The following is a 24,273-nucleotide window of genomic DNA, read 5'->3' on the forward strand; positions in this document are numbered from 1 at the left end:
GCGTTTCTTTAATGATGTATTTATACTAATGTTAACGTTAACAGTTTGCTAGTGAAAATTTCATTAGTAGGTAATGTATATATTCATTAATAGATAATAAAAACACGTAGTCAGTAAAGGAGATATGATGAAAGTCTGGGCTTTAGGCGATGCAGTAATTGATTTGCTCCCCCTTAAAGGGATGCAATATGAAGCTTGTGCTGGTGGAGCCCCCGTTAATGTCGCCGCTGGCGTTGCACGTTTAGGGCAAAACAGTGGTTTTATTGGCAGGGTAGGGGAAGAGGCTTTTGGGCATTTTATGCAGAAAACCTTATTTGAACTAGGAGTGGATACCAGTGCGATGGAGTTTGATGACAAATATAAAACGAGTACCGTTTTAGTCTCATTACATGAAAATGGTGAACGTGAATTTTCTTTTTTAGTTTCCCCTTCAGCAGATCAATTTTTAACTGCAAAAAACTTACCTAAATTTGGTAATGATATTTTGCACTTTTGCTCATTAGCATTGGTACATGAAACCTGTCGGGCATCGTTATCAACAGCAATAAAAAATATACAGCAAACAGGGGGATTACTGAGTTTTGATATCAATATTCGCCAACAAATGTGGGCTGATCCCGATGAAATGCATTGTGTTATCGATACTTTTGCAACGCAAGCAGATATTTTAAAACTATCGGATGATGAATTATTGTGGCTAACAAAGGAGAGCTGTTTTGATGATGCGATTTCTAAATTACAAAAGTATCCTGCCAGTTTAAAAATAGTCACTCAAGGCGCTAAAGGTTGTCAAGTATTTACGTCCTACACATCTATAGCGGTTAGTGCATATTTCGTTGATAGCATTGATACAACAGGGGCTGGCGATGCTTTTATGGCGGGTTTACTTGCGGGAGTTTCTCAATATGGTTTGTCAAATACTGGCGACAGCTTAATGAAAATTATTTCTCAAGCGTCAGCTTGTGGAGCTTTGGCAACGACTAAAAAAGGGGCGATTTCAGCAGCGCCAACGCAACAAGAATTAATCGAATTTATACAACAGCAACCACTATTATCCCAAAGAGAAATCCTTTGAAAAGTATCTATATGGAAGGTAAATAGAAGATGGTTGTCTAATCCTCTTTTATTTATATTTACTTCGATATAAATCGACCAATATTGGAGGTGCAATCAGTTTTATTTTCTATATTTTGGCGTATGATACGAAGCTAATTTCACTTAATTAGTTTTTATTGCGGGTAAACTATGTTGCTGCGTTCAGGAGTGGCTCTTGCCATTTTTTCTTATATTCTATGGGGTATAACACCGTTATTTTACCGTTTACTTCCTGGCGCCGAACCTTTAGAACTACTTGCTGAACGTCTTATTTGGTCAGTACCAATACTTTTTTTTATTCGTTTAATTATTAAGAATAAATCTTTATGGGGCCAAGTCTGGGCTGACAAAAAATCAATTGTTTTATGTTTCTTTAGCTCATCGATTATGGCTATTTCATGGACTGCATTCACTTATGCGTTAACTCATGGACAAGTTCTAGCGGCAAGTTTGGGCTATTTTATTAACCCTTTATTTTCAATTTTACTCGGGGTTATCTTTCTCAGAGAGCGACTTGTATTTTCTGAAAAAATGGCCGTTATTTTTATATGTGCCGGTGTCGGTTATCAAATATGGCAGTATGGCGAACTACCTATTCTAGCGTTAGTGATGGGGAGCGCATTTGCGATATATGGATTAATACGTAAATTTATTCGGTTTGATGTCATTACTTCTTTATTTTTAGAAGCTCTTTGGTTATTGCCAATAGCAATAGGAATAACTTGGTGGTTAAACTCAAATGGTTTAAGTGCGGTAGCAGAAGGGGATTGGCAAGTTAAAATTCTTTATATGCTAGCGGCTCCGGTAACGATTATCCCATTGCTATTTTTCACGGCTGCAATTAAAAGAACTTCATTGACTGTAATTGGTTTAGCACAGTATATAGAACCCACAATCCAATTTTTACTTGCGGTATTTTTATTTAATGAGCTATTTGATTGGGTAAAAGGTGTCAGCTTCTCATTAATATGGATTGGTTTGATGTTCTGTATTTTAGCGATTTTGCGCAAGCAATATACTAAGTTCTCTCATAAAGATCCCTTTATTACTGGGCGTGATAAGACACCATTAGGCTAGATACTAGGCTCAGCATTCATGAACTTTGTTTCCTTTGATAGTAAAAGCAAACGATTGCGTATATAATCACATTTATTATTTTTGCGGATAAGGTCATTAATCATGAATCAATTGGGTACTGCGCTGTGCGCTTCAGCAACCAAAGTCATGTTGCTTGGGGCGGGTGAACTGGGTAAGGAAGTCGCTATTGAATGCCAACGTTTAGGCATTGAGGTGATTGCTGTTGATAGATACGATAATGCGCCAGCTATGCACATTGCTCACCGCAGTTACACAATTAACATGCTTAATGGCGAAGCATTAAAACAGCTTGTTGCCTTAGAAAAACCTGATTTTATTGTCCCTGAAATTGAAGCTATTGCGACAAAAACCTTAGTTGAACTGGAAGAAAAAGGGCAAAGAGTCGTGCCATCTGCGAAAGCCGTTTTTCTTACCATGGACAGAGAAGGGATACGTCGCTTGGCAGCGGAAACGCTTCATTTACCGACCTCTAATTACCAATTTGTTGAAAATAAAGCGGATTTTATTACTGCAGCAGAGAAAATCGGTTTTCCTTGTATTGTAAAACCAGTCATGAGTTCGTCAGGGAAAGGGCAGAGTGTTATCCGCTCGGCAGCAGAATTAGAACAAGCATGGGAATATTCTCAACAAGGTGGGCGCACGGGACAGGGCCGCGTTATTGTTGAAAAAATGGTTAATTTTGATTTTGAGATCACCTTGTTAACAGTCAGTGCAGTTGATGGCATTCATTTTTGTGCTCCTGTTGGTCATCGCCAAGAGAAAGGGGATTATCGTGAGTCTTGGCAACCGCAACAAATGAGTGATATTGCATTGAGGAAAGCACAAGAGGTTGCCCAAAAAATAGTTAGCGCATTGGGAGGCTATGGGGTATTTGGTGTTGAGTTATTTGTGTGCGCAGATGAGATCATTTTTAATGAAGTCTCACCCCGCCCTCACGATACAGGAATGGTGACGTTAATTTCACAAAATTTATCTGAATTTGCCTTACATGTTCGGGCTTTCCTAGGGTACCCAATAGGCGCAATTCGTCAATATGGGCCAAGTGCTTCTGCGGTTATTTTACCTGAATTGCATAGCAGCGATGTAGTATTTGGTCATATTGATACTGCATTTGGGTCGGATATCCAGTTACGTTTATTTGGTAAACCTGAAATAGCAGGAACTCGTCGACTCGGGGTTGCTTTAGCTGTTGCTGATTCTATTGAACAAGCATTGGAAATGGCTAAGACTGCGGCTGATAAAGTTAAAGTATCAGGTTGATTTCTAATAAAAAGAGCTCATTCACATTATATGAATGAGCTTTTAACTATTAAGAATTAAAATGATAACGAAGGGTTATTCAAGGAAAAATTTTGTTGTAAAGCAGCAGTGGTTATCTCTCTGATAAATGGTATAAGTCATAAGCTTGCACTAATATGACGGTACCTGCATAATTTTAAAAAAGAATTTAATTGTTGCATTAGGTTATACTTTTTTATTTTAGGCGACTACTGGCATTCCGCCGTTAAAGTTCTTACTGGCGAATCTGCAGTAACTGCAATCGTGTCTAATGCAGAATAGTTAATGGTACACTGACCCGATTGACCACCCCATTTAACGTTAATACGACCAGTATTTGGTAACCCACTCATGTAAAGTTGGCCATTTGAACCCACAATTCCGGTATTGATATCGTTTTCATCGTCTTCTGATACTAACGTCGCGATCGCCCCAAAAGGTGGGATTTTCCCCGTAGCTTTCAGATTAATAATCGCTTGATAACCAATTTTGGTTTTAAACTTACGCTTAATAACCGCCCCTTCCGTTGGATATACCATCATCGAGGTGTCTTTAAAGGTCGTATCATCCGGTAATGTGTTCACATTAACCGCAATTTGGTTAGCCGTGTTACTGGATAACTGAGGAATAATGGCATTCCCAAAGCGGTCAAATTGCGCGCCAGAGGATAATGACGCCCCTTTTGCCCCCTCTGCGGTGATAATCGCAATCGTATCCCCCACGTTTGGCGATAATGTGACCCCATCTGAATGCGCAACTACACCGCCACTTAGGGTACCGTTCATTGAGCGGCTCATATCTGAATAGCTGTAACCGGCTGATAATGTTGCGTTGTTCGCGGAGTAAGTCCCATTCAGGCTTCCCCCGTAGTTGTTATTGTAACTGTCATAGTTCTGGTAGATACCATAACTAAAGCGACTCTTCATCGCGCTACCAGTTAACCCTGCTTGATGACGAGTTTCACCGTGCTGATCTACACTGACCCCATAACGCGCGCTCATGGTTTGTGCCATTTCACTGTTCGTTAATAAGCTGAGCGGCACAGACACATCAAAGGAAACCACGCGGTTCTCAGGCCAAGTATTGTTATAGCTCTTCACGCGGTCAACCATATAACTGAGACTATAAGAAACCCCTTTATAGTTATTGTTATAAGACACCCCAACCGAGGTATTTGAGTTTTGGCCGCCCCAATAAGTATTTTTTGACGCTCTTAAAGAAAGGGAACCATAAGAGTCAAAAGATTGGTTAATTGAGGTTTGGAAACTATAACGTTGACGCGCTCCCGTCCAAGGCGCTAAGTCATCTTTAATCGCATAACCGGCATTATTGTAATCTGAGAACGAATAGAAGTTCTCAGAGGTATAACGTAATGCCGTTAAGTCAAATGAGGTCCCCGTTGACAACAAACTTTTTGAGTAACGGATACGATAGGATTGCCCTTTGAGGCTTTTCCCTGAAAACCGAGCTAATATCGGTAGATAACGCCCCTAATACACCCAACGATAAGCCGACCCCACCCACAAAGGAGTTATACCCATTAGAAACTAACACCCCACCATAGGTGGTAATGTTATGTGGTAGCCCGATGCTGAAGGAACCAAGCGTAAAGTTTTTTCGCTCAGAGTCCACGGCAATTCCGCCATTGTAGCGACCCGCGGAAATTTCATAATTATAAGCGCCTTGGCGCTCCATCATTGGCAGCGAGGAATAAGCCTGAGTGAAAACAGTTTGTTTGCCATTTTCTTCTTCAACCGTGACTTCCATATCCCCGGCTAAGCCGCTGGCAGGGATGTCACGAATAATAAAACGCCCTGGCGCCACAAAAGTTTGGTAGACCACACTGCCGTTCTGGCGCACAGTGACAGTCGCATTGGTGTTCGCCACCCCTTCCACTATAGGTGCAAACCCTTGCATGCTGCTAGGGTCAAGCTGAGGGTTTGATTTTAGCGTGGCGCCTTTCATAGGAATGGCGTCAAAAATATTCCCACCGGTCGAGATTTCCCCGGCTTTTAGCGTTGATTTAATCGCATTAATGGTGCGATAGATATAAGTATTGGAAAAGTTGGAGTCACTTGTGCTGGAAGACCCACTGCTTTTACTGTAGTTATATAAATAGCTCGTTCTCAGGCGCCATGGCCCCATGTTAATCCCTGCATTGATATTACTAAACAGAGAATCACTGGTACCTGCTTTTTGGTGATATTTGCCCAGTTGGCGGTTATTACTGTAGTTAAAGACATAGTCCATCACTAACGCGGTAACACCATCATCGCGTAATTCAGGCGGTACATAGCCAGCAAAGTTTGGCACCATGGCAATTTGAGGAACGGATAAATTCACCGTCAGCGTTTGTACATCAAAGGTGATGGCAGCATCGGCAATGTAACTGGATAAGTTTTCAATCTTCGTGTCTTCACTCAAATCTCTTAACTTGGGCAGAGATGCCGTATTAACACCCAGTTTTTTCAGTTCGCCGACTGTAAAGACGGGGGCAACATGACCATCTTGCTGTTTTTCAAATGCGAGATTAAATTCCCCTGACGGGATCATGTTAACATTAACGACCACGTCATAGACGCCGGGCGTTAATGTATTGTTATCCGCAAAGTCATTTAAATCGAGTTGAGAAACGTCTATCCCACTGCCGTGCATTAATAGGCCGGGGTCAAAATACGATTCGGCATGCATAAAAGAGGGGGCCATTGCATAGCAACAAATAAAGACCTCTAATGCAATTAATTTTATTTTCATCCCTTTCACTGCATCACCTTTCGTTATTTATTCTTGTTATTTATGTTTCAATCGATGTTTATTCTATGGATTGAGGAGGTAACTCCATTAAATTTTCATCGGTAAATCGCCATTCGATTTTTCCAGTTTGCGAGTGAACTTCATTTGTTTCGCTAAATAGTTTTTTGTTTATTTAATCGATTTAAGGCGATATAGATATTTAAAATAGAAATTAATAGCGAGTTGAAATCTATTTTCTATTTTAATTTATTATCAATAACAAGATTATTTCTTAATGGAAATTTATAATGAAATATAATTATAAATGGTTATGTTCAATAAATATTATCTATATATCAATCGGCATAATAGCCAATAGTTAATGTTGCAGAGAAATCACCATCGCTAGGGCTACAATTGCTTTCAGCGCAACGTAATTTGGCTGTCACCATTTTTGTTTCACTGACACTTTGAATATTATCCCAAATTATTGAGGCTGCATCTGGCTTTAATAATGAGCTCTGATTAACATCAATAACCCGATTTCCTTCTAATAACTGAACACCGATGACACCATTTGGGTCATCATTGAAGAAGTTTTTGCTGCCATTTAATGTATTACCTGATGCTAAATAAACCGCCGCCGTTTTTTGATCCGTCGTAGTACAATTTCTTAAACCAATCGAGAAGTTCTTTGCCACCGTATCCTTTTTAATTTCACTGACGGTTGTGACACCAGATGCATTACCAAATATAATTTCATTTGGGACATCGATTTCACAGGTCTTAGCTAAAAATAAAACAGAAAATTGGTATTCTACTTTGTAATCATCTGCCGCCATCACGGGGTAATGCATGAGGAGCATTAAAAAAGTCAGTAACCCCTGTTTTATTTTTTTCATGGCTCTTAATCCTGATAATATTCAAAAGTAACCGCAGCATTAGCATCGCCTGGCTTAACGTTATTCTCTCGTTTGACAAGGCTAACTTGGTAATTCACAACAATTGAATCGCTGGTTGTGGAAGGAAATGTGGAAATCCCTTCATCTTTCACCGCCTGACAATTTTGGTTGTTATTGTCGCAGGATTCAAGTAAAAAACCCGTTTTAGTTGTATCCGCTAATCCAAAAAAAATACCATTATTAAATGTTGTTGATGCGGCCGATTTAGATTTTATTTTAATTTTCTTTTCAGTACCTGCTGGGAAATTCTGACAAGTAATGGTATAAGAAAAACTTTCAGTTTTTATCGGTTGATTAATTGGGCTTTCGTCAACATCAGATGCTGTTAGCATTCCACTTTTATTAAAATCAATATATTTATCTAACTCACTGTTATCATCAAACTCACAAGTTCCTTTTATGATTTTGGTTTTGAACTGTATTTGCCCATTCTGAGCAATAATTGAGCCTGAGAATACAATGACACTTAGCGCTAATATCCCTTTACTCAACAGTCCCATGATATTCATTGTATCCTCCAAGGTCGTTGATAACAGCCCACTTAACAGCGCCCACTTTTGATTGAGAAACAAAGTTCATTTCAGCAAATGGGGCAATAACATTATTTTGTTTATTAAGCTTAATCGCTTTGTTATTAACAGATAAACCAGCCAAATTGATATAGTAAGGCGAGTTATTGACTACCTTAACGCCATTGGAGGTACTTTTAGTTTTGATGCCTTTAAATGCTTCTTCTTGCTGCATCGGCAGATTAGCCGGTCGATAGAAAATTTTAATAACACTTTCTAACCCGACTTTTACCCCATCCGCTTTATCGGATTCAGGGACATTTCTTGAGTGAAAGTAATACATACTTTCACGATCTTTTGGAAACTTGTGTGTGAGCGCTTTTATTTTAATAATATTACGTTGTTTTGGCGCTAATTTAAAAATAGAAGGTGTAATGACAAAGTAGCCTTCAGAAGGTGTTTTGCTGTCTAATTTTTGTGTAATAAAACTGGCGACTAAATACGATTTACTGTCTTCATTTCGTGCAGTAATTGCAGCAGAGTTTGTTGCTTCATCAATAACAATACGCGTTTGACTTAAACCGACACCCGCTTGAGAAGAAAACGAAAAAGCAAATAAGATAAAAAGTAAGGATTTTAATTTTAGCATTCTTTTTTTCTCTTATAATTTGCAGGCAGCAATAAATCACTGCCTGCTTTACTAGCTAAATTAACGCACGACGGTGATTAGTCGTATGCTACGCTGAATGTTACTGGCACATTTAAGTTTTGTGCGACAGCATCAGAAGCCGTTGCGTACAGACCAGCAACAACTGGGATGACGTAGTCATTTTTACCCGTTACTTTCAGGTCAGTAATTTCAGTTGCGATGTTAGGTTTAACTTCAGTTTTTGCTTTACCAGCAGCTAATTTAACACCGATTTGTGATGCTTGAGCGTCAGCAAACATATCTGAGTGACCAGTTAATGCTTCACCAGTTGCTAAGATAGAAACAGTCGTTGCATCAGCAGTTTGGTTTGTAGAATCGTCATAAACTTTAGTACAGTTATTTAAAACTAAGTTAAAGTTTGCTTCAGATAATGCTTTAGTAGTGTCTAGGTTTTCAGTTGAGTGTGTACCTAAGCTAACTAAATCTTTAGAAGCGCTGATATCACAAGTTGCAGCAACTAAACGTGCATTAAAGTTAACAGTTGCATCTTGTGCAGCAAAAGCTTGAGAAGAAAGAGTAGCAACCGCGAATGCACCAACTAAAGCAAGTTTATTCAATTTCATAATAATCATTCCTAAGTATGTGAGAACGCCTTAATTTAAAGATTAAATTAATGGGTATATAAATTTTAGAATTACAGATTAAGTTTTTATTTTATTAATGTAGATTTAATATGATTTATCTCATTATTAAATCCAAACAAATAAATATATTTATTCGGCCATTTAATGAAAATTAAACTAGCTTATAAGTAAAAACTTAACTTTAAAATATCTTCATGTCTATTTAATTAACTCTTGTCTACCAGAGTTCGTGGATAATATTAATTCTACTCATATAGGTTGTCAAACTGGTGGGAAATCCATTTTTATGGTTTTTAAATAGTTTTCAAATTGTTATTTTCAGTTAATATCAATAGGTTATGTTTTTTATATGTAGCTTAACTAATATTTCGAGTTGTGATTCAGTCATATATTCTAAAAATAATTTAATTAACATGTTAATTCAGACATAAATGTTGAAATTAACATTTACACACAATTTGTCGCTAAAAATAACACACAAGATGCGTATGCAGGCTAAATGTTACGAATAACTACGAGGTGTGATAAAAATGCCTATTATTTATTTTCTATTAACACTTAAATTAATCTTGATCATTTTTTTGGTAACTTACATAGAACACCATTAATTAAAAGAAGATAGTTGTTAGCCTCATCGAAATAGAGGGAAATGTGAAAACAATGTTTTTCTATTTTTTCTCTGGGATTATTCTTATAAAAATTTGCTATTTCTGTTTATTCTGAGTTTCACACGGGGAGATACTCGTTATAGTATCTAGTGTATAAGTGAAATCACTAAGCGATAGTGTCTGATTATCATAAAGAACAATTGATACAGGCTGACTTAAAACAAGGGAAAACCATGATGCATTATTTTATAAGTGTTCTTTCATTAGTTTTTGTCTCTTTTTTGTCTGTTGGGCAAGGCCTTGATGAACAATTTCGTTTATGGGTTTCTGGTGAGAAAGACAATATTCAGTGTTTTGACAACCAATCTTATTTTCAATATTGCTTACGCAAACTACCGAATAAGGGGTTAGTTGTGGTCGATAAGAAGGGGGATGAGGTTTATCAACTTTATTATTTTGATAATTGGCCTGATGAACCTCAAGAGGGGTTATATCGGTTTCGTAAAGGGAACAAAATAGGTTTTGCAGACGAAGTCACAGGGAAAATTGTATTCGATGCTATTTATGATTGTGCTTACCCTTTTAAAGGTGGGAAAGCGAAAGTCGGTATTGGTTGTGAAACACAAACGGATGGCGAGCACAGTTGGTGGGCAGGTGGTAAATGGACAACAATTACTCACTAGTAACGTGTTTTGATATTTAAACACATTAATTACGAATGATTGGCTGTTTTTACGTTTTATTTGCCATTTATTTACAATAATACTCATTTTAGTTAATTAATTTATAGTAATTAACTAATTGAAAACTAATTGTAATTGTTATTTAGATCACAGTTTTTATCTTGTTTAACCCCCCTAAAAACCATTCACAGCAAAAAATAAACCGCTTAAGTCTGTATAACACCGCTTAGCATAACTTTAAACAATGACGGCGTATAATTTATTACCATAGACCCCATGGCAGAACTCATTTTTATTTTTACCGTTCAACCACTGCCAATAAAAAATCATCAGTGATGAATGACACGCTAGCAATAAATAGTTATCCATTTTTCACTGATGGTAAATACAAAATCAAAGGCATGTTCGTTTTACCTCAGAAGGGTGTTCTATGAACAAAAATGGCATTTTAAAGCATATTCCGTGGATGATCCTTGGAATTATTGGTGCAGTCTGTTTAGGTGTAGTCGCGCTTAGACGTGGCGAGCACATCAGTGCGCTATGGATAGTTGTTGCTTCTGTAGCGGTCTATCTCATTGCATATCGATATTACAGTTTATACATCGCTAAAAAAGTGATGAAGTTGGATGAAACTCGTGCAACACCCGCCGTCATTAATAATGATGGATTAAATTATGTACCAACAAATAAAAACGTTCTTTTTGGTCACCACTTTGCTGCAATTGCAGGGGCGGGGCCATTAGTTGGACCGGTGCTTGCTGCTCAAGTTGGTTATTTACCCGGTACGTTATGGTTATTGGCCGGGGTTGTGCTTGCGGGCGCGGTGCAAGACTTTATGGTGTTGTTTATTTCTTCACGCCGTAATGGGGCATCATTAGGGGAGATCGTTAAGGAAGAGTTGGGGCCAATCCCAGGTACTCTAGCACTTTTTGGTTGCTTCCTTATTATGATCATTATTCTTGCTGTATTAGCATTGATTGTGGTGAAAGCTCTAGCGGAAAGTCCATGGGGGGTATTCACTGTTTGTTCTACAGTACCAATCGCATTGTTTATGGGGATATATATGCGATATATCCGGCCGGGACGTGTGGGTGAAGTTTCGGTTATTGGTATTGTATTACTTGTCGCATCAATCTGGTTCGGTGGGGTGATTGCTCATGACCCATATTGGGGACCTGCACTGACCTTTAAAGATACAACTATTACCTACGCATTAGTTGGCTATGCATTCATTTCTGCATTATTACCTGTTTGGTTAATTTTAGCGCCACGTGACTATTTAGCGACCTTCTTAAAAATTGGGGTCATCGTGGGTTTAGCCATCGGTATTGTTATTCTTAACCCTGAACTGAAAATGCCAGCAGTAACACAATTCGTTGATGGAACTGGCCCAGTTTGGAAAGGGACATTATTCCCATTCTTGTTCATTACCATTGCATGTGGTGCCGTATCTGGTTTCCACGCATTAATTTCTTCGGGAACAACTCCGAAATTATTAGCAAACGAAAAAGATGCGCGCTATATCGGTTATGGTGCCATGTTAATGGAATCTTTCGTTGCTGTTATGGCGCTGGTTGCTGCTTCAATTATCGAGCCTGGTCTGTATTTTGCTATGAATACACCGCCAGCGGCTTTAGGTATTACAATGCCTAACTTGCACGAACTCGGTGGGCCTGACGGCGCAGCTATTATGGCTCAACTGAAAGATGTTTCTGTTCATGCGGCGGCAACAGTCAGCTCTTGGGGCTTCGTAATTTCACCTGAACAAATTATGCAAACGGCGAAAGATATTGGTGAGCCGTCTGTTTTGAACCGTGCGGGTGGTGCGCCAACTTTAGCTGTCGGTATTGCATTTGTATTCCATGAAATTATGCCAGCGGCAAATATGGGCTTCTGGTATCACTTTGGGATCTTGTTTGAAGCGCTGTTTATCTTAACTGCACTTGATGCAGGAACTCGTTCTGGCCGCTTTATGCTGCAAGATTTGTTAGGTAACTTTGTTCCATTCCTGAAGAAAACGGACTCATTGGTTGCGGGTATTATCGGTACCGCAGGGTGTGTTGGTCTATGGGGTTACTTACTGTATCAAGGTGTTGTTGACCCTCTGGGTGGTGTTAAGAGCTTATGGCCATTGTTCGGTATCTCCAACCAGATGTTAGCTGCGGTTGCATTAGTCTTAAGTACAGTTGTTCTGATTAAGATGAAGCGCAGTAAATATATAATGGTTACCGTATTACCAGCAGTATGGTTATTAATCTGTACTACTTGGGCGCTAGGTCTGAAACTATTCAGTGATAATCCACAATTAGAAGGCTTCATGTATTTAGCTAAATCTTATAAAGATAAGATTGCAGCGGGTGGTGCGGAATTAACGGCACAAGAAATTACTAATATGAATCACATTATTATTAATAACTACACCAATGCTGGCTTGAGTGTTCTATTCTTAGTGGTTGTTTACGGTATCATTTTCTATGGTATCCGCGTCGGGATGAAAGCACACAAAAATCCGCAGCGTACAGATAAAGAAACACCTTATGTTCCTGTACCGAAAGAGGGCGTGAAAGTTTCATCTTCACATTAAGTCACCCTTCAATCATGCTGAGTTACCGAAAGGTACTCGGCAACTGAAAGGTCGCCCTACATTGTGTATTCATAATGTAGGGCATTTACATTGGAGAGGCTGATGTTTGGAAACCTCGGCAAAACAGGTAAGTACCTTGGGCAAGCTGCGCGTATGTTAATCGGTATCCCAGACTATGATACTTATGTGCAGCATATGAAAGATAATCATTCCGATAAACCGGTGATGACGTATAACGAGTTTTTTCGTGAAAGGCAGGATGCACGATATGGTGGCAGTGGCAAAGGCGGGTTTCGCTGCTGTTAATGATTACTTCGGTAAATGAATGCGGTGGGGGTAATAATGAAACCAATTAATGTCACAATTTTAACCGGTTTTCTCGGTGCAGGTAAAACGACACTCCTTAGTCATATTCTTCATACAGAGCATGGCCATAAAATAGCGGTGATTGAAAATGAATTTGGCGAAGTGCCTATCGATAATGCATTAATTGGCGATCGAGCGACACAAATTACCACATTAAGTAATGGATGTATTTGTTGCAGTCGTTCCAATGAATTAGAAAATGCATTATTAGACCTATTAGATGGGTTGGATAGTGGGAAATTAGACTTTGACCGTTTAGTGATTGAATGTACTGGCATGGCAGATCCAGGGCCAATTACTCAGACGTTTTTTTCCCATGAGGTATTGTGTGAACGTTATTTGTTAGATGGTATTATTACTTTAGTGGATGCCGTTCATGCAGAGAAACAACTGAATGATTTTGCTATTGCTCAAGCGCAAATTGGTTATGCTGACCGCATTTTACTCACCAAAACAGATATTAAGCCGAATACTGAAGCTTTAATTGAACGCCTACAACGGATCAATGCGAGAGCTCCGATTTACCCTGTTATTCATGGGGACATCAATTTAAATTTATTATTAGATATTGAAGGTTTTTTACTCGATTCAACACTGAATGTGAAACAACCTACTTTCCGTTTTGCACCTAAACAACAAAACGAGGTGGGGTCGATTGTACTTGAATTTGATTACCCTGTTGAACTGATGGAAGTTTCCCAAGTGATGGAAGATTTGTTGCTCAGTTTTGCTGATAATCTATTGCGGTATAAAGGTATTTTATCCATTAAGGATGAACCTAAGCGGCTCTTATTTCAAGGGGTTCAGCGTCTTTATAGTGCAGATTGGGATAGAGATTGGGAAGAGGGTGAACAACGTAGCAGTGTGTTAGTCTTTATTGGCATCGACCTTCCTGAAGCGATGATCCGTGAAAAATTTGCGGCATTAGAAGCCAAATAAAGCATGGCTGAAAAACGGATTTAAAGCGGTTTATTTCAACGAAAAGTCATTAGCGCTGATGGGGAGCAATGAATTTTAAGGTACCATCAGCGTTCAAGACGAAGAGTTAACGTGCTTTAGCCGCCATAATCTCAATGATTTGCACATCCGTATATTTCATTGAACCAGCAGCAAGTGAGCATAAATTAGCGATAGATTGGTCAACATCGTCAGAAACAATCCCATCAGACCCTTTGACACAGCTATTATCTAACGCCATGAGTACGGCTTTATAGGCTGCACTTGCACCCGTGGAAACTTTCATTGCACAACTGTTTGATGCACCGTCGCAAATCATCCCACTGACATCGCCAATCATGCTAGAAATTGCCATAGCGACAACTTCATAGCGGGATTCTAATAACCAGGCTATCCCCGCGGCAGCACCCATTGCAGCGGTAGTTGCTGCACATAGCGCCGACAGGGCTGGGAGTTGATTATGGATGTAAATTGCCATTAGGTGCGACAACATTAATGCACGAGCCAGTTGCTCCTCAGAGGACTGTAAATAATCGGCGGTGACAACAACAGGCATGGTTGCGGCAATACCTTGGTTACCCGAACCTGAGTTGCTCATCGCGGGTAAAACGGCCCCTCCCATTCGCGCATCAGAGGCAGCGGAGGTGCGGATCATAATTTCTGACATTAGATCTTTTGACAGCAAGCCACGGTCACGTTGAGTTTGCAGTGTTTTACCAATATGTAAACCATAGACATTACGTAGCCCTTCTTGAGATAACGCTTCATTTAAATGTGCGGCTTCTAAGATGAAACGAATATCTTCCAGTGGTGCTTGGGTCGCAAATTGATAAACTGACTTCGCGGTGACAGGGGGAAGGGCAACATCTGCTGCACAGTCAGCAGCATCATCGGATTGAGGTTTGTTTAATGTAGCATCGAAGCATATTTGCTGGTTATGAATGATTTTAACGATATTTGTGTGAGAACCCGCAATAATAACGGTAGCTGAACCCGTTTGTGTATACACCGTTGCTTCTGAATATATAACGTCATTGCATGGATGTTTAATATCAACGGTGATAGCTCCTTGTTCTAACATCGTTTTACTTAGTGCAATGGCCTGCGCTGATGCGGATTTTAGAACTTCTAAACCCGCTTCTGCATCACCTCCAATGGCGCCTAATGCTGCTGCGATAGGCAAACCCACCATACCGGTTCCAGGAACGGTGACACCCATACCATTTTTCATTAAGTTTGGTGAAACAAAGGCACAAACACGAATAACTTGCCCATCAAGGAGGGACGCCGCTTTAGCGGCTGCATATGCCAATGAAATTGGCTCAGTACAACCTAAGGCTGGTTTGACTTCTTGTTTTACCGCATTGATAAAATATTGCCAAAGTAATGGTTGTGATTGAGCATGCATGGCAAGTCCCCCTTAATAAAATCTTTTTTGATTTTGTTATTTTAAACAACAAGCTGGAGAAAAACTTCGCTATGTTTGGGGGGATATAAGATGCAAAGAGAAAAATTTTCCCTAATTTAATTTATAAAGAATAAATTTTCCCAATGTTGAACTCGGTCACTTTGCCTTGCTGCTTAAAAATGAGCAAGACAAAGTGATCATAGTAGGTTACTAACTTTCAAGGTCTAGGCGTTTGCTTTGCCATTTGCGTGAACGCCAGCGCCATGCATTGGTTAAACCACGTAACCATTCATCGGCGAAGAAACCGAGCCAAATACCGAGTAAGCCCATTTCCATTTTAATGCCTAAGAAATAACCTAACGGAATGGCGACACCCCACATAAAGATAATTGCAGTGCACAGTGGAAAACGGGCATCTCCTGATGCGCGTAATGCATTCACCATCACAATATTAATGGTCCTACCTGGTTCTAAAAAGACAGACAGTAAGAACAGTGGCAATAGTAGTTCAATAATACCTTGGTCATCAGTAATGTTATTTAGGATAGGGTCACGTAATAACCAAAAGGCGATCACCACACCAATAGTGACGTAGAACCCCATCTTGAGGCTTTTCACTCCCCGATTAAAGGCATCTTCAAAACGTTTTGCACCAACAAGGTGACCAACCATAATTTCATTACCAATACTGATAGAAATACCAAATAGCATGATAAATAAGGATAATTGAAAATAGAGTGTCTGCGCTGCTAGTGAGGTTTCGCCCATTAAACCAATAAAGGCAGAAGCCGTCATAAAGTGTAGGATCCAGACAAGGTTTTCCCCTGCAGAGGGGAGACCAATATGCAAGATTTTGCCCAGCATTTTACGTGACCAGTGGACCAACATTATCGGCACAAATTTGATACGTAGGCCATAAAACAGCAGGCAAAAGAGTAGGATCACGGCAACAACACGACCGACAACTGTCGACCATGCAACGCCTTCAAGACCGTATTGAGGTAAGCCAAAGAAACCATAAAGTACAATAATATTTCCAAAAACAGTAATTACGTTGGCAATCAATGTAACCCACATGGCTGGCTGAGCCTTTCCATAAACCCGCAAGCATGCGGCTAAAATAATGGAAATGGCTTCAGGAATTAAGCAAATACCTAAAATACGTAAATAAGTATAACCGTCAGCCATCAAATGTGATGGCATATTCATAATGGTTAAAATACTGTAACCAAAAAATAAAGCGACGAGGGCACTAGAAAAGCCAAGAATAAAGTTAAATGCGATAGAAATATGGATCGCTTGGCTTGCCTTTTCACGGCGTCCAGCCCCTAAATATTGAGCAATAACAACACTGCACCCCACACTAATAAAGTTAAAAATAGTAATAAAAAGGTCAAACACTTGGTTACCTACACCCATTGCAGCTAAATAGGCAGTAGAAACGTGGCTGACCATATAGGTATTAATTAATAAAGTGGCCAAATGGAGAAAAATATCGATAAAAATTGGCCAGCTGAGCGAAAAGAGTGATCGCTCAGTCACATCGGATTGATGCATTGAGAACCTTTATATTCATAAGTATTTGGGAAAGTATTCTGAACCGCTAATTCTACATGGATTCCAACAATGAAAATAGGGTTAAAATGCTTCCATCTGAATAAAGCTAATGTTTTGTTTACTTTTACTTATTCTGTTAGATTTAATTTCGCTATAAATTAATTAATAAGCAACATCAGAACTGTATAGGAGTAAAAATGACAAAAATTAAAGCAGCAATAGTGGGCTATGGCAATATTGGTCGCTATGCACTAGAAGCTGTTCTAGCCGCTGAAGATTTTGAGCTGGTTGGCATCGTGCGTCGTAATACACAAGATATTCCTGCTGAACTTTCCGCTTATAAAGTGGTTGATGATATTGAAAAGCTAGGGAAGGTAGATGTTGCTCTACTGTGTTCGCCAACGCGTGCGATCGCGCCATTAGCAGAAAAAATACTGGCCAAGGGGATTAATACTGTTGATAGCTTTGATGTTCACTCAGATATTGTGGCGTTAAAACATCGTTTAGATGACGTGGCTAAACAGCATAATAGTGTGGCGGTTGTCTCTGCTGGCTGGGACCCCGGCTCAGATTCTATCATGCGTACTTTAATGTTAGCTATGGCGCCAAAAGGTGTGACTTATACTAACTTTGGTCCCGGTATGAGCATGGGGCACAGTGTGGCAGCCAAAGCCATTGATGGGGTAAAAGATGCTCTATCTGTGACTATTCCGTTGGGAACAGGGGTTCACCGCCGCATGGTATACATTGAACTTGAAGCGGGTGCAAAGTTTGATGATGTGGCTCAAGCCATTAAAGCGGATAGTTATTTTTCATCAGATGAGACGCATATTCGCCAAGTCGATAGTATTGATGCACTAAAAGATGTTGGTCATGGCGTTCATATGACCCACAAAGGGGTTTCAGGGGCAACACATAATCAGTTATTTGAATACTCAATGCGCATTAATAACCCGGCGTTAACCTCACAGTTTATGGTTTCTGCTGCTCGAGCTACCATGAAGCAAGCTGCGGGTGCTTATACTGTGATTGAAATCCCACCAGTGAATTTCCTGCAAGGTGACTTAGATACATTAATTGCCAAATTGGTTTAATCACAATAGGTAATTTTTCATTAATGGCATGGAGGTTCATTCCATGTCATCTTGTCTTAATTTATTACAGTTGTTCTTACGCTAAATTTGTTATTCAGATTTAAGGCACTGTTTATTATTTGTATTATCAAGTAGCTTATAAAGAAAAAATATATTGTTGAAAACGGAGTAAGATAATGGCGAAGTCGTCAGGGAATGGACAAGTGGAAACCAAAACAAATAAAAACCAAGGTTTTTTCCCAAAAGAACCAGCAGTAAAAAGTGTGCAAGAAAGTTCACATTCTTTTAGTCTTATTCGCGTTTTTTCAAAGCTAATTAATTATGGTTTCTCTCTTTTCTATGTTGGCTTTATTTTATCAGTGTGGTTTTTTCCTGAGTATTACACGGTGGAAATTATCTATAACCTAACGCTGATCCTGATCTTTGAATTTATTTTAGTTCACTCCGGTGTATTTATGGCGGTATTTCGTGATTGGCGGATATTAATGCTATTTGCGTTGCTATATGGTTTATTTGCATTAGCAATTAATATGGCAGTATTAGGTGACTCTCCGCTAATCTTATACTTGTATAGTGCTACTGTGGCGAACCGAATGCTTTTTGGTATCAGTAGTCGTACAGAACAAGAACGCGGAGAAAATATGGGCTATTCGGCTTTGATGGCATTAAATTTTATGTTTTGTATTTTCTTTGTAATTATTTTGTCTTTTCTTGTTCCTTATGGTGGATTAACGCCAGAGTATTTAAGGTCCATTGATTATTATTCCAGTATTTCTTCAGGCGGTGAATTTCCAGAAAAACCTCATGTGGCTTTTGCTTTTGGTGTTCTTTACTTTGGAATGCCGTTATTTATGGCCTGCCTAATGCATTTTTTGTGTAAAGGGCACTCTATTTACCAAAAAAAAGAGAAGTAATATTGTGGCAAGGAAGATCAGAAATAGAAAACATGCCAATAAACGCTCGACATCATTTACAGCGAAAGGGAAACGTCATTTTGTTGCATCAGACAAACAGCAAGGAATGATGAGTTTTTTACCTGAGTTAGTGGATCACGGCTTAACTATTTTTTATATCGGTTTTTTATTGTCTTTATGGTTTTTCCCCGATTGGTCGGGGGTTGAAGTTGTTTACAATATGGTGTTGATTCTGCTGTTCGAATTTATTTTAGTGCATATGGGCACGATGATGGCAGTGTTACAACGTGGTTTTTTCTTTGTTTTTGTGGCTGCTATTTTAGGCGGTGTGGCCTATATTTTTCATACAACACAGATTAATTCTTCTGCTATTCTTTATATTTACGCTGCTACGTTAATTAATCGAATTATCATTGGACGCCAACAAGGGAGCCAATTTGATAATTTTAATGCTTTCGATGAAGGGCTTGCAAAATTACGCCATTATGTTGCGTGTTTTATCATTGCTGTATTTCTAACGCATTATTTACCCCAAGGGGGGCTCACTGAGCAATACCTTGAAGAGAATAATTATTATGGCATGTTAAAAATGACAGGCATGACAGAAAACCCATTAATCATTATTCAATTTGGCATTTTGTACTATTCTACTTCTCTGCTTTGGGTGTTGTGGCGTTTTTTAAAACGGCATAAAAAATAAAAAAGCGCCTATCGAAATAGGCGCCTGGTGTTGGCAAAACAAAAAAATAATAAAAATTAACGTGTTATTGTTTTAAATTGCTGTGTAGTCTTTGTGAGTGCGACTTCGGTAGGCAAACGTTCCATTGAACTTGCGCCATAAAAACCATGGCAGTCAGGGCAGTTTGCTAAAATATATTCGGCATCTTCAGGTGTTGCGATAGGGCCACCGTGACAAAGCACAATAACATCATCACGTACTGCTTTAGCGGCTTTAGCCCATTCATTGATTAGTGGCACACAATCTTTCAGTGTCAGTGCGGTTTCTGCACCAATATTACCACCTGTTGTTAGCCCCATGTGTGGCACGATGATATCAGCGCCTGCTTCAGTCATCGCTACAGCATCTTCAGCGCTAAATACGTATGGCGTTGTCAGGAGGTCTTTTTCATGTGCCATACGGATCATATCGACCTCTAGGTCATAACCCATTCCCGTTTCTTCCAAATTAGCACGGAAATTACCATCGATTAAGCCAACTGTTGGGAAGTTTTGTACGCCCGCAAAGCCTGTTGTTTTGATGTCATCTAAAAACTTATCAAATTGGCAGAATGGGTCAGTACCGTTTACACCAGCAAGAACAGGGGTGTGCTTAACTACTGGTAATACTTCTTTTGCCATATCCATGACAATTTCATTGGCATTGCCGTAAGCGAGTAAGCCTGCGAGTGACCCACGACCCGCCATACGGTAACGGCCTGAATTATAAATAACAATTAAATCAATACCGCCAGCCTCTTCACACTTAGCAGATAGACCCGTACCAGCACCACCGCCGATAATTGGTTCGCCACGAGCAATCATTGCTCTGAATTTTTTTAATAAATCTGCGCGGTTATGTTTCATAATTAACCTCTATTATTTGTTCAAAATATCCTGGTGTAGTTGAATAACCTGCTCACAAAACTCTTGGGAGTTAATGTGATAAGGACTCAAAATAAGCTGTCTTTTTTCTGTTTTAATTAAATTTTCATTGAGCGCATCAATAAAGGCTTGGTCAGCAATTGGGTCCCAGAAAGGAGCCCCATCGATATCTAATGCTGAAAACCCTGCTGTTGGAACAATAAAACGGATCTCTCCCTCACAACGATTTAATTTTTCGGCGATCCAGCGGCCCATCTGTTGGTTTTCTTCTTTTGTTGTTCTCATCAATGTGACTTGGGCATTATGATGATAAAATAAGCGGTCTTGGTAATGTTCGGGAACCGTAGAAGGGCGGCCAAAATTGACCATATCCAAAGCGCCACAGGACATAACGCAAGGTGTCTGAGTGCGTTCGATAGCGCCAAAACGATCTTCATCACAGGCTAACACGCCGCCAAAAAGGTAATCACAAACCTCAGTCGTCGTGATATCTAATACGGAATGAAGTAGCTTACTATCAATCAGTTTTTCCATCGCTTTACCGCCACTGCCCGTTGCATGGAATACAAGGCAGTCATATTGTTCTTCTAATTGCGCGGTTAATTGCTGAACACATGGGGTGGTGACACCAAACATAGTTAAGGCAATTGCTGGTTTCAAATCAATGTTTTCTTCGGTGTCTTGATCAAACCAAACAGCCCCAGCGATTTGGTTCGCGGCATTTTTTAATACCTTACGGGAAATTACATTTAATCCTGATACATCTGTTACGGAGTACATCATAGAAATATCACTGGCTCCGATATAGCCAGAAATATCTCCTGAGGCCATAGTGGATACCATGAGCTTAGGAATACCAACGGGTAATACTTGCATTGCTGGTGTGATTAGCGCAGTACCGCCTGAGCCGCCTAAACCAAGAATTGCAGCTACATCTGTTTGGGCTGAAAGATATAAGCTAAAGGCTTGTGCCATCGCTTCTATTGCTTTACCTCTATCGCCACAGAATACGGCGTTTGCACCAAGAGGGTGAAAACTTGCTACAGTACTTGCACTGACATCTGCATTTTTTTCTAATTGAGTCTTTTGTGTTGTCAGGTCAACAGTACGCACAGCTAATCCGGCACTTTTTATTAATTCACTGACATAAAAAACTTCAGCGCTTTTGGTATCAAGTGTTGTTGCAACATAGATAAAACCCTGATTTTTTTTCATTGAAAAATCCTTTCAGATAGAAGCGGGTCGTTGAATTTCCCATCACAATGAGACTATAGTATCATTTTGGATAAATGTAAAATGAGACTGTCGTCTCATTTTTAGGTTTGTTGTAGAGGTAAATAGTTGTTAGTATCTATATCTTATTGATAAATATTAGTAATTGTTTTTTATGATGGTGAATCAATGATTAGGTTGGTAATACAAAGTTACAGTATAATTTATCATGAATGATAATTTGTTTTATGGAGAGCAGGGAAAAGCTCGAGGTGACAGCGTAAATTCATCTTTTTAATAGAGATGGTTACTTGCTTGTTGTTGTGCTTTATTAGTGACATTGACTAAACTTGTGGTAAGAAACAGTATTTTAAGGGTAAATAATGCCGAAGATTAATTCAGAACTACAATATAAGGGCACTCGAAAACGTACCTATGTACTATTGGTCACTACGGCTTTAGATTTATTTGAAAAGGGAGCTATGCCTTCTGTTTCGGAACTCGCTTTAGAAGCAGGAGTTTCTCGTGCAACTGCATATCGATACTTTCCAACACAAACTGATTTAATTACCGCAGTAGTTAATGAGAGTTTAGGGCCTATTTTAACTTGGCGCCCACAAAGCGTAAAAACGGAAGAGCGCATTGATGAGCTATTAACATATGCTTTTCCTCGAATGTTTGAACATGAAGGAGTATTGCGAGCGGCGTTACAAGCATCATTACAACAATGGGCTCAAGGTCGGTCTACCCCACTCAGTATAAAAGACAAACGGCTGGAAAGAGGTAACCGTAAAGATATCCTAACGATGGTGACGTCACCAATGAAATCAGAATTTCCGCAAGAAATTATTGATAAAGTGATCCGTGCTTTTTCTGTTATTTACGGCTCTGAAATATTTTTAGTGTTGAAAGATATTTGGAAAATGGAAGATTCCCAAGTCACCGAATTAGCGCAGTGGATGGCAAAAGCGATCATGAACCAAGCCGTTGCAGATAATGCGAATAAGTAAATATTCGTTAACGGACTTAACTGGTTTTTATCGACTGAAGTCAAAAAGATAAAATCAAAGTCTGATAAATAATCAATTAGTAGTGAATAATTACTATGGTGATAATTAAATCGATACTAGCCCCATATGGCATCGTTAATATGATATAAACTAAGGCTATAAATAATCTGAACGGTTAATGCCATATGATGAAGTTATTGAAAATGATAGGTGGGATTGCCATCTGTTCATTGATCGGCGGTGGGCTTACTTACCTAGGTATCCCACTTGCACTTATGTTTGGGCCGATTATCGCTGTTATTATTTTTCATCGTTTTGGTGTTTCTTTTGCTGTACCTAAGCATACGATTACTTTCGTTCAAGTTACCTTAGGGACTTCTGTTGGCTTGATGTTTAATCAGGTTTCCCTTAATGAGGCAGATAATTTATTTCTTTTATTATTAATGTTAGTTGTATGTTTAGCGGTACAATTTTCATTTAGTTTTTTTTGGTTTTATCGAAAAGTTGGTTGGACGAAACAAGAAGCAATGCTTGGCTCAGTGCCTGGGGCAATGGCCGCTATTTTAGCCTTAACTGACCATACCCATACGCCACCACAAAAAATTGTTATTTCACATACAATTCGCTTAATTATCCTGATTCTATTAGCAGGGATTGTTGTAGGTAGTGATGGTGATCCGCAACCTATCATAGAATTACCAGTACTAACTTTAACCTCAACGCTATGGTTATTGGTGATTATAGCGGTTGGTTTGGGGGCAGGGCTTATTTTGCAGCGTTTAAGGGTTCCAGCCCCTTTTATGCTAACGTCATTAGCTGCAGCAACGTTGATTCAAAGTTTTCTAGATATCCCATTAAGTTTCCCATTGATGTTAACTGAACTGAGTATGGTATTAATTGGGATGAACATTGGTAATCATTTTATTGTTTTCCCACTTTCCTCATTGATTAAAAATATTTACTCCTCTGCACAAGTGGTTATCATTAATATCGCATTAACTTTCCTGATTACTGTATTTGCCTCTTGGGTAACGGGTTATGATATTTCTGTACTCTTACTGGCTTGGGCTCCAGGTAGTATGGAAGCAATGACCTTTGCTGCGATTACGATGAACCTTGATGCTGGCTTTGTTATGTCAAACCATATTATCAGAATGGTTATTATCCAAAGTATTCCATCGATTGCTTTATTTTGGCAGGAAAAAAAGGCTAAAAGGCAAGGTTAATGTAGCGTGGTAAAAAGAAAGAAAACAGACAGAAAAGGTACGGGTGTGTTTTCTTTCTTTTGTTATACTTGGTTTTAAACAACC

At 39.2% G+C, this 24,273-nt stretch carries 22 protein-coding genes; 12 read left to right on the forward strand and 10 right to left on the reverse strand.

Annotated features, from left to right (window positions below):
• The first annotated feature begins 127 nt into the window (after nucleotides 1-127).
• The 3 genes from M1F14_RS08525 (at nucleotide 128) to purT (ending at nucleotide 3,453) form a co-directional block, all read left to right on the forward strand.
• On the forward strand, nucleotides 128-1,075 hold the full coding sequence (locus M1F14_RS08525; RefSeq protein ID WP_181469348.1) for an aminoimidazole riboside kinase: 948 nt from the start codon (nucleotides 128-130) through the stop codon (nucleotides 1,073-1,075).
• A gap of 170 nt (nucleotides 1,076-1,245) precedes the next feature.
• A complete protein-coding gene (gene rarD / locus M1F14_RS08530) occupies nucleotides 1,246-2,172 on the forward strand; it encodes an EamA family transporter RarD (RefSeq protein WP_042848890.1) in 927 nt (308 codons plus the stop codon).
• Nucleotides 2,173-2,274: 102 nt separating this feature from the next.
• A complete protein-coding gene (gene purT / locus M1F14_RS08535; protein WP_042848889.1) occupies nucleotides 2,275-3,453 on the forward strand; it encodes a formate-dependent phosphoribosylglycinamide formyltransferase in 1,179 nt (392 codons plus the stop codon).
• 227 nt (nucleotides 3,454-3,680) lie between these two features.
• Here the strand turns inward: purT and M1F14_RS08540 are convergent, their stop codons facing one another.
• The 6 genes from M1F14_RS08540 to M1F14_RS08565 form a co-directional block, all read right to left on the reverse strand.
• Nucleotides 3,681-4,877, reverse strand: coding sequence for a fimbria/pilus outer membrane usher protein (locus M1F14_RS08540; protein ID WP_181468710.1), 1,197 nt, complete (start codon nucleotides 4,875-4,877; stop codon nucleotides 3,681-3,683).
• Complete coding sequence (locus tag M1F14_RS08545; RefSeq protein ID WP_181468709.1) at nucleotides 4,855-6,225, reverse strand: fimbria/pilus outer membrane usher protein; 1,371 nt, start codon at nucleotides 6,223-6,225, stop codon at nucleotides 4,855-4,857. The genes M1F14_RS08540 and M1F14_RS08545 overlap by 23 nt, the downstream gene beginning before the upstream one ends.
• A gap of 335 nt (nucleotides 6,226-6,560) precedes the next feature.
• Nucleotides 6,561-7,106, reverse strand: coding sequence for a fimbrial protein (locus tag M1F14_RS08550; protein ID WP_071548544.1), 546 nt, complete (start codon nucleotides 7,104-7,106; stop codon nucleotides 6,561-6,563).
• 5 nt (nucleotides 7,107-7,111) lie between these two features.
• The gene (locus M1F14_RS08555) at nucleotides 7,112-7,675 is read right to left on the reverse strand and encodes a hypothetical protein (protein ID WP_042848884.1); all 564 of its coding nucleotides are present in this window, start codon (nucleotides 7,673-7,675) and stop codon (nucleotides 7,112-7,114) included.
• Nucleotides 7,650-8,324, reverse strand: coding sequence for a molecular chaperone (locus M1F14_RS08560; RefSeq protein WP_048609192.1), 675 nt, complete (start codon nucleotides 8,322-8,324; stop codon nucleotides 7,650-7,652). Before M1F14_RS08560 ends, M1F14_RS08555 begins: the two co-directional genes overlap by 26 nt.
• A 77-nt stretch (nucleotides 8,325-8,401) precedes the next feature.
• On the reverse strand, nucleotides 8,402-8,947 hold the full coding sequence (locus M1F14_RS08565; RefSeq protein WP_071548542.1) for a fimbrial protein: 546 nt from the start codon (nucleotides 8,945-8,947) through the stop codon (nucleotides 8,402-8,404).
• Between the two features lie 862 nt (nucleotides 8,948-9,809).
• Here M1F14_RS08565 and M1F14_RS08570 point away from each other — a divergent pair.
• The 4 genes from M1F14_RS08570 to yjiA all read left to right on the forward strand — a co-directional run bounded on the left by M1F14_RS08570 (nucleotide 9,810) and on the right by yjiA (nucleotide 14,148).
• Nucleotides 9,810-10,259, forward strand: a complete 450-nt coding sequence (locus M1F14_RS08570) for a hypothetical protein (protein WP_042848245.1) — start codon at nucleotides 9,810-9,812, stop codon at nucleotides 10,257-10,259.
• A 430-nt stretch (nucleotides 10,260-10,689) separates the two neighbouring features.
• The gene (locus M1F14_RS08575) at nucleotides 10,690-12,843 is read left to right on the forward strand and encodes a carbon starvation CstA family protein (protein ID WP_042848244.1); all 2,154 of its coding nucleotides are present in this window, start codon (nucleotides 10,690-10,692) and stop codon (nucleotides 12,841-12,843) included.
• A gap of 102 nt (nucleotides 12,844-12,945) precedes the next feature.
• Complete coding sequence (locus M1F14_RS08580) at nucleotides 12,946-13,149, forward strand: YbdD/YjiX family protein (protein ID WP_042848243.1); 204 nt, start codon at nucleotides 12,946-12,948, stop codon at nucleotides 13,147-13,149.
• Between the two features lie 36 nt (nucleotides 13,150-13,185).
• Nucleotides 13,186-14,148, forward strand: coding sequence for a GTPase (yjiA, locus tag M1F14_RS08585; protein ID WP_181468708.1), 963 nt, complete (start codon nucleotides 13,186-13,188; stop codon nucleotides 14,146-14,148).
• 106 nt (nucleotides 14,149-14,254) lie between these two features.
• Here yjiA and M1F14_RS08590 read toward each other — a convergent pair whose 3' ends face one another.
• On the reverse strand, nucleotides 14,255-15,574 hold the full coding sequence (locus M1F14_RS08590; protein ID WP_181468707.1) for a serine dehydratase subunit alpha family protein: 1,320 nt from the start codon (nucleotides 15,572-15,574) through the stop codon (nucleotides 14,255-14,257).
• A 210-nt stretch (nucleotides 15,575-15,784) separates the two neighbouring features.
• Entirely contained in the window at nucleotides 15,785-17,131 is a 1,347-nt protein-coding gene (locus M1F14_RS08595; RefSeq protein ID WP_042848235.1) for an MATE family efflux transporter, read from the reverse strand.
• A 197-nt stretch (nucleotides 17,132-17,328) separates the two neighbouring features.
• Between M1F14_RS08595 and M1F14_RS08600 the strand changes: the two genes are divergently transcribed.
• The 3 genes from M1F14_RS08600 (at nucleotide 17,329) to M1F14_RS08610 (ending at nucleotide 19,839) form a co-directional block, all read left to right on the forward strand.
• Nucleotides 17,329-18,225 carry a diaminopimelate dehydrogenase gene (locus M1F14_RS08600; protein WP_042848233.1) on the forward strand — a complete coding sequence of 299 codons (897 nt, stop codon included), beginning with the start codon at nucleotides 17,329-17,331 and terminating at the stop codon, nucleotides 18,223-18,225.
• Nucleotides 18,226-18,401: 176 nt separating this feature from the next.
• Nucleotides 18,402-19,139, forward strand: coding sequence for a hypothetical protein (locus tag M1F14_RS08605; RefSeq protein ID WP_042848231.1), 738 nt, complete (start codon nucleotides 18,402-18,404; stop codon nucleotides 19,137-19,139).
• 4 nt (nucleotides 19,140-19,143) lie between these two features.
• Nucleotides 19,144-19,839 carry a hypothetical protein gene (locus tag M1F14_RS08610; RefSeq protein ID WP_181468706.1) on the forward strand — a complete coding sequence of 232 codons (696 nt, stop codon included), beginning with the start codon at nucleotides 19,144-19,146 and terminating at the stop codon, nucleotides 19,837-19,839.
• 56 nt (nucleotides 19,840-19,895) lie between these two features.
• Here M1F14_RS08610 and M1F14_RS08615 read toward each other — a convergent pair whose 3' ends face one another.
• Together M1F14_RS08615 and M1F14_RS08620 are read right to left on the reverse strand one after the other, a co-directional pair.
• Entirely contained in the window at nucleotides 19,896-20,723 is an 828-nt protein-coding gene (locus M1F14_RS08615; protein ID WP_042848226.1) for a phosphoenolpyruvate hydrolase family protein, read from the reverse strand.
• A 12-nt stretch (nucleotides 20,724-20,735) separates the two neighbouring features.
• Nucleotides 20,736-21,956: a Tm-1-like ATP-binding domain-containing protein gene (locus M1F14_RS08620; RefSeq protein WP_042848224.1), complete on the reverse strand. Its 1,221-nt coding sequence runs from the start codon at nucleotides 21,954-21,956 to the stop codon at nucleotides 20,736-20,738.
• A 380-nt stretch (nucleotides 21,957-22,336) separates the two neighbouring features.
• On the opposite strand from M1F14_RS08620, the gene M1F14_RS08625 reads away from it, so the two are divergent.
• On the forward strand, nucleotides 22,337-22,963 hold the full coding sequence (locus M1F14_RS08625) for a TetR/AcrR family transcriptional regulator (protein ID WP_042848223.1): 627 nt from the start codon (nucleotides 22,337-22,339) through the stop codon (nucleotides 22,961-22,963).
• A 185-nt stretch (nucleotides 22,964-23,148) separates the two neighbouring features.
• Nucleotides 23,149-24,189: an AbrB family transcriptional regulator gene (locus tag M1F14_RS08630; RefSeq protein ID WP_042848222.1), complete on the forward strand. Its 1,041-nt coding sequence runs from the start codon at nucleotides 23,149-23,151 to the stop codon at nucleotides 24,187-24,189.
• The last annotated feature ends 84 nt before the right edge of the window (nucleotides 24,190-24,273 follow it).

The sequence above is a fragment of the Providencia sp. PROV003 genome (assembly GCF_045040775.1).
Taxonomy (GTDB): Bacteria; Pseudomonadota; Gammaproteobacteria; order Enterobacterales; family Enterobacteriaceae; genus Providencia; species Providencia huashanensis.

Bases quoted from the DNA above. Each gene is read 5' to 3' on its own strand.
- purT (WP_042848889.1), top strand. From the start codon at position 2,275: ATGAATCAATTGGGTACTGCGCTGTGCGCTTCAGCAACCAAAGTCATG.
- M1F14_RS08555 (WP_042848884.1), bottom strand. From the start codon at position 7,675: ATGAATATCATGGGACTGTTGAGTAAAGGGATATTAGCGCTAAGTGTC.
- M1F14_RS08590 (WP_181468707.1), bottom strand. From the start codon at position 15,574: ATGCATGCTCAATCACAACCATTACTTTGGCAATATTTTATCAATGCG.
- M1F14_RS08550 (WP_071548544.1), bottom strand. From the start codon at position 7,106: ATGAAAAAAATAAAACAGGGGTTACTGACTTTTTTAATGCTCCTCATG.
- M1F14_RS08630 (WP_042848222.1), top strand. From the start codon at position 23,149: ATGATGAAGTTATTGAAAATGATAGGTGGGATTGCCATCTGTTCATTG.
- M1F14_RS08570 (WP_042848245.1), top strand. From the start codon at position 9,810: ATGATGCATTATTTTATAAGTGTTCTTTCATTAGTTTTTGTCTCTTTT.
- M1F14_RS08525 (WP_181469348.1), top strand. From the start codon at position 128: ATGAAAGTCTGGGCTTTAGGCGATGCAGTAATTGATTTGCTCCCCCTT.
- M1F14_RS08560 (WP_048609192.1), bottom strand. From the start codon at position 8,324: ATGCTAAAATTAAAATCCTTACTTTTTATCTTATTTGCTTTTTCGTTT.
- M1F14_RS08580 (WP_042848243.1), top strand. From the start codon at position 12,946: ATGTTTGGAAACCTCGGCAAAACAGGTAAGTACCTTGGGCAAGCTGCG.
- M1F14_RS08595 (WP_042848235.1), bottom strand. From the start codon at position 17,131: ATGCATCAATCCGATGTGACTGAGCGATCACTCTTTTCGCTCAGCTGG.
- M1F14_RS08625 (WP_042848223.1), top strand. From the start codon at position 22,337: ATGCCGAAGATTAATTCAGAACTACAATATAAGGGCACTCGAAAACGT.
- M1F14_RS08605 (WP_042848231.1), top strand. From the start codon at position 18,402: ATGGCGAAGTCGTCAGGGAATGGACAAGTGGAAACCAAAACAAATAAA.
- M1F14_RS08600 (WP_042848233.1), top strand. From the start codon at position 17,329: ATGACAAAAATTAAAGCAGCAATAGTGGGCTATGGCAATATTGGTCGC.
- M1F14_RS08620 (WP_042848224.1), bottom strand. From the start codon at position 21,956: ATGAAAAAAAATCAGGGTTTTATCTATGTTGCAACAACACTTGATACC.
- M1F14_RS08545 (WP_181468709.1), bottom strand. From the start codon at position 6,225: ATGAAAATAAAATTAATTGCATTAGAGGTCTTTATTTGTTGCTATGCA.
- M1F14_RS08575 (WP_042848244.1), top strand. From the start codon at position 10,690: ATGAACAAAAATGGCATTTTAAAGCATATTCCGTGGATGATCCTTGGA.
- rarD (WP_042848890.1), top strand. From the start codon at position 1,246: ATGTTGCTGCGTTCAGGAGTGGCTCTTGCCATTTTTTCTTATATTCTA.
- M1F14_RS08565 (WP_071548542.1), bottom strand. From the start codon at position 8,947: ATGAAATTGAATAAACTTGCTTTAGTTGGTGCATTCGCGGTTGCTACT.
- yjiA (WP_181468708.1), top strand. From the start codon at position 13,186: ATGAAACCAATTAATGTCACAATTTTAACCGGTTTTCTCGGTGCAGGT.
- M1F14_RS08615 (WP_042848226.1), bottom strand. From the start codon at position 20,723: ATGAAACATAACCGCGCAGATTTATTAAAAAAATTCAGAGCAATGATT.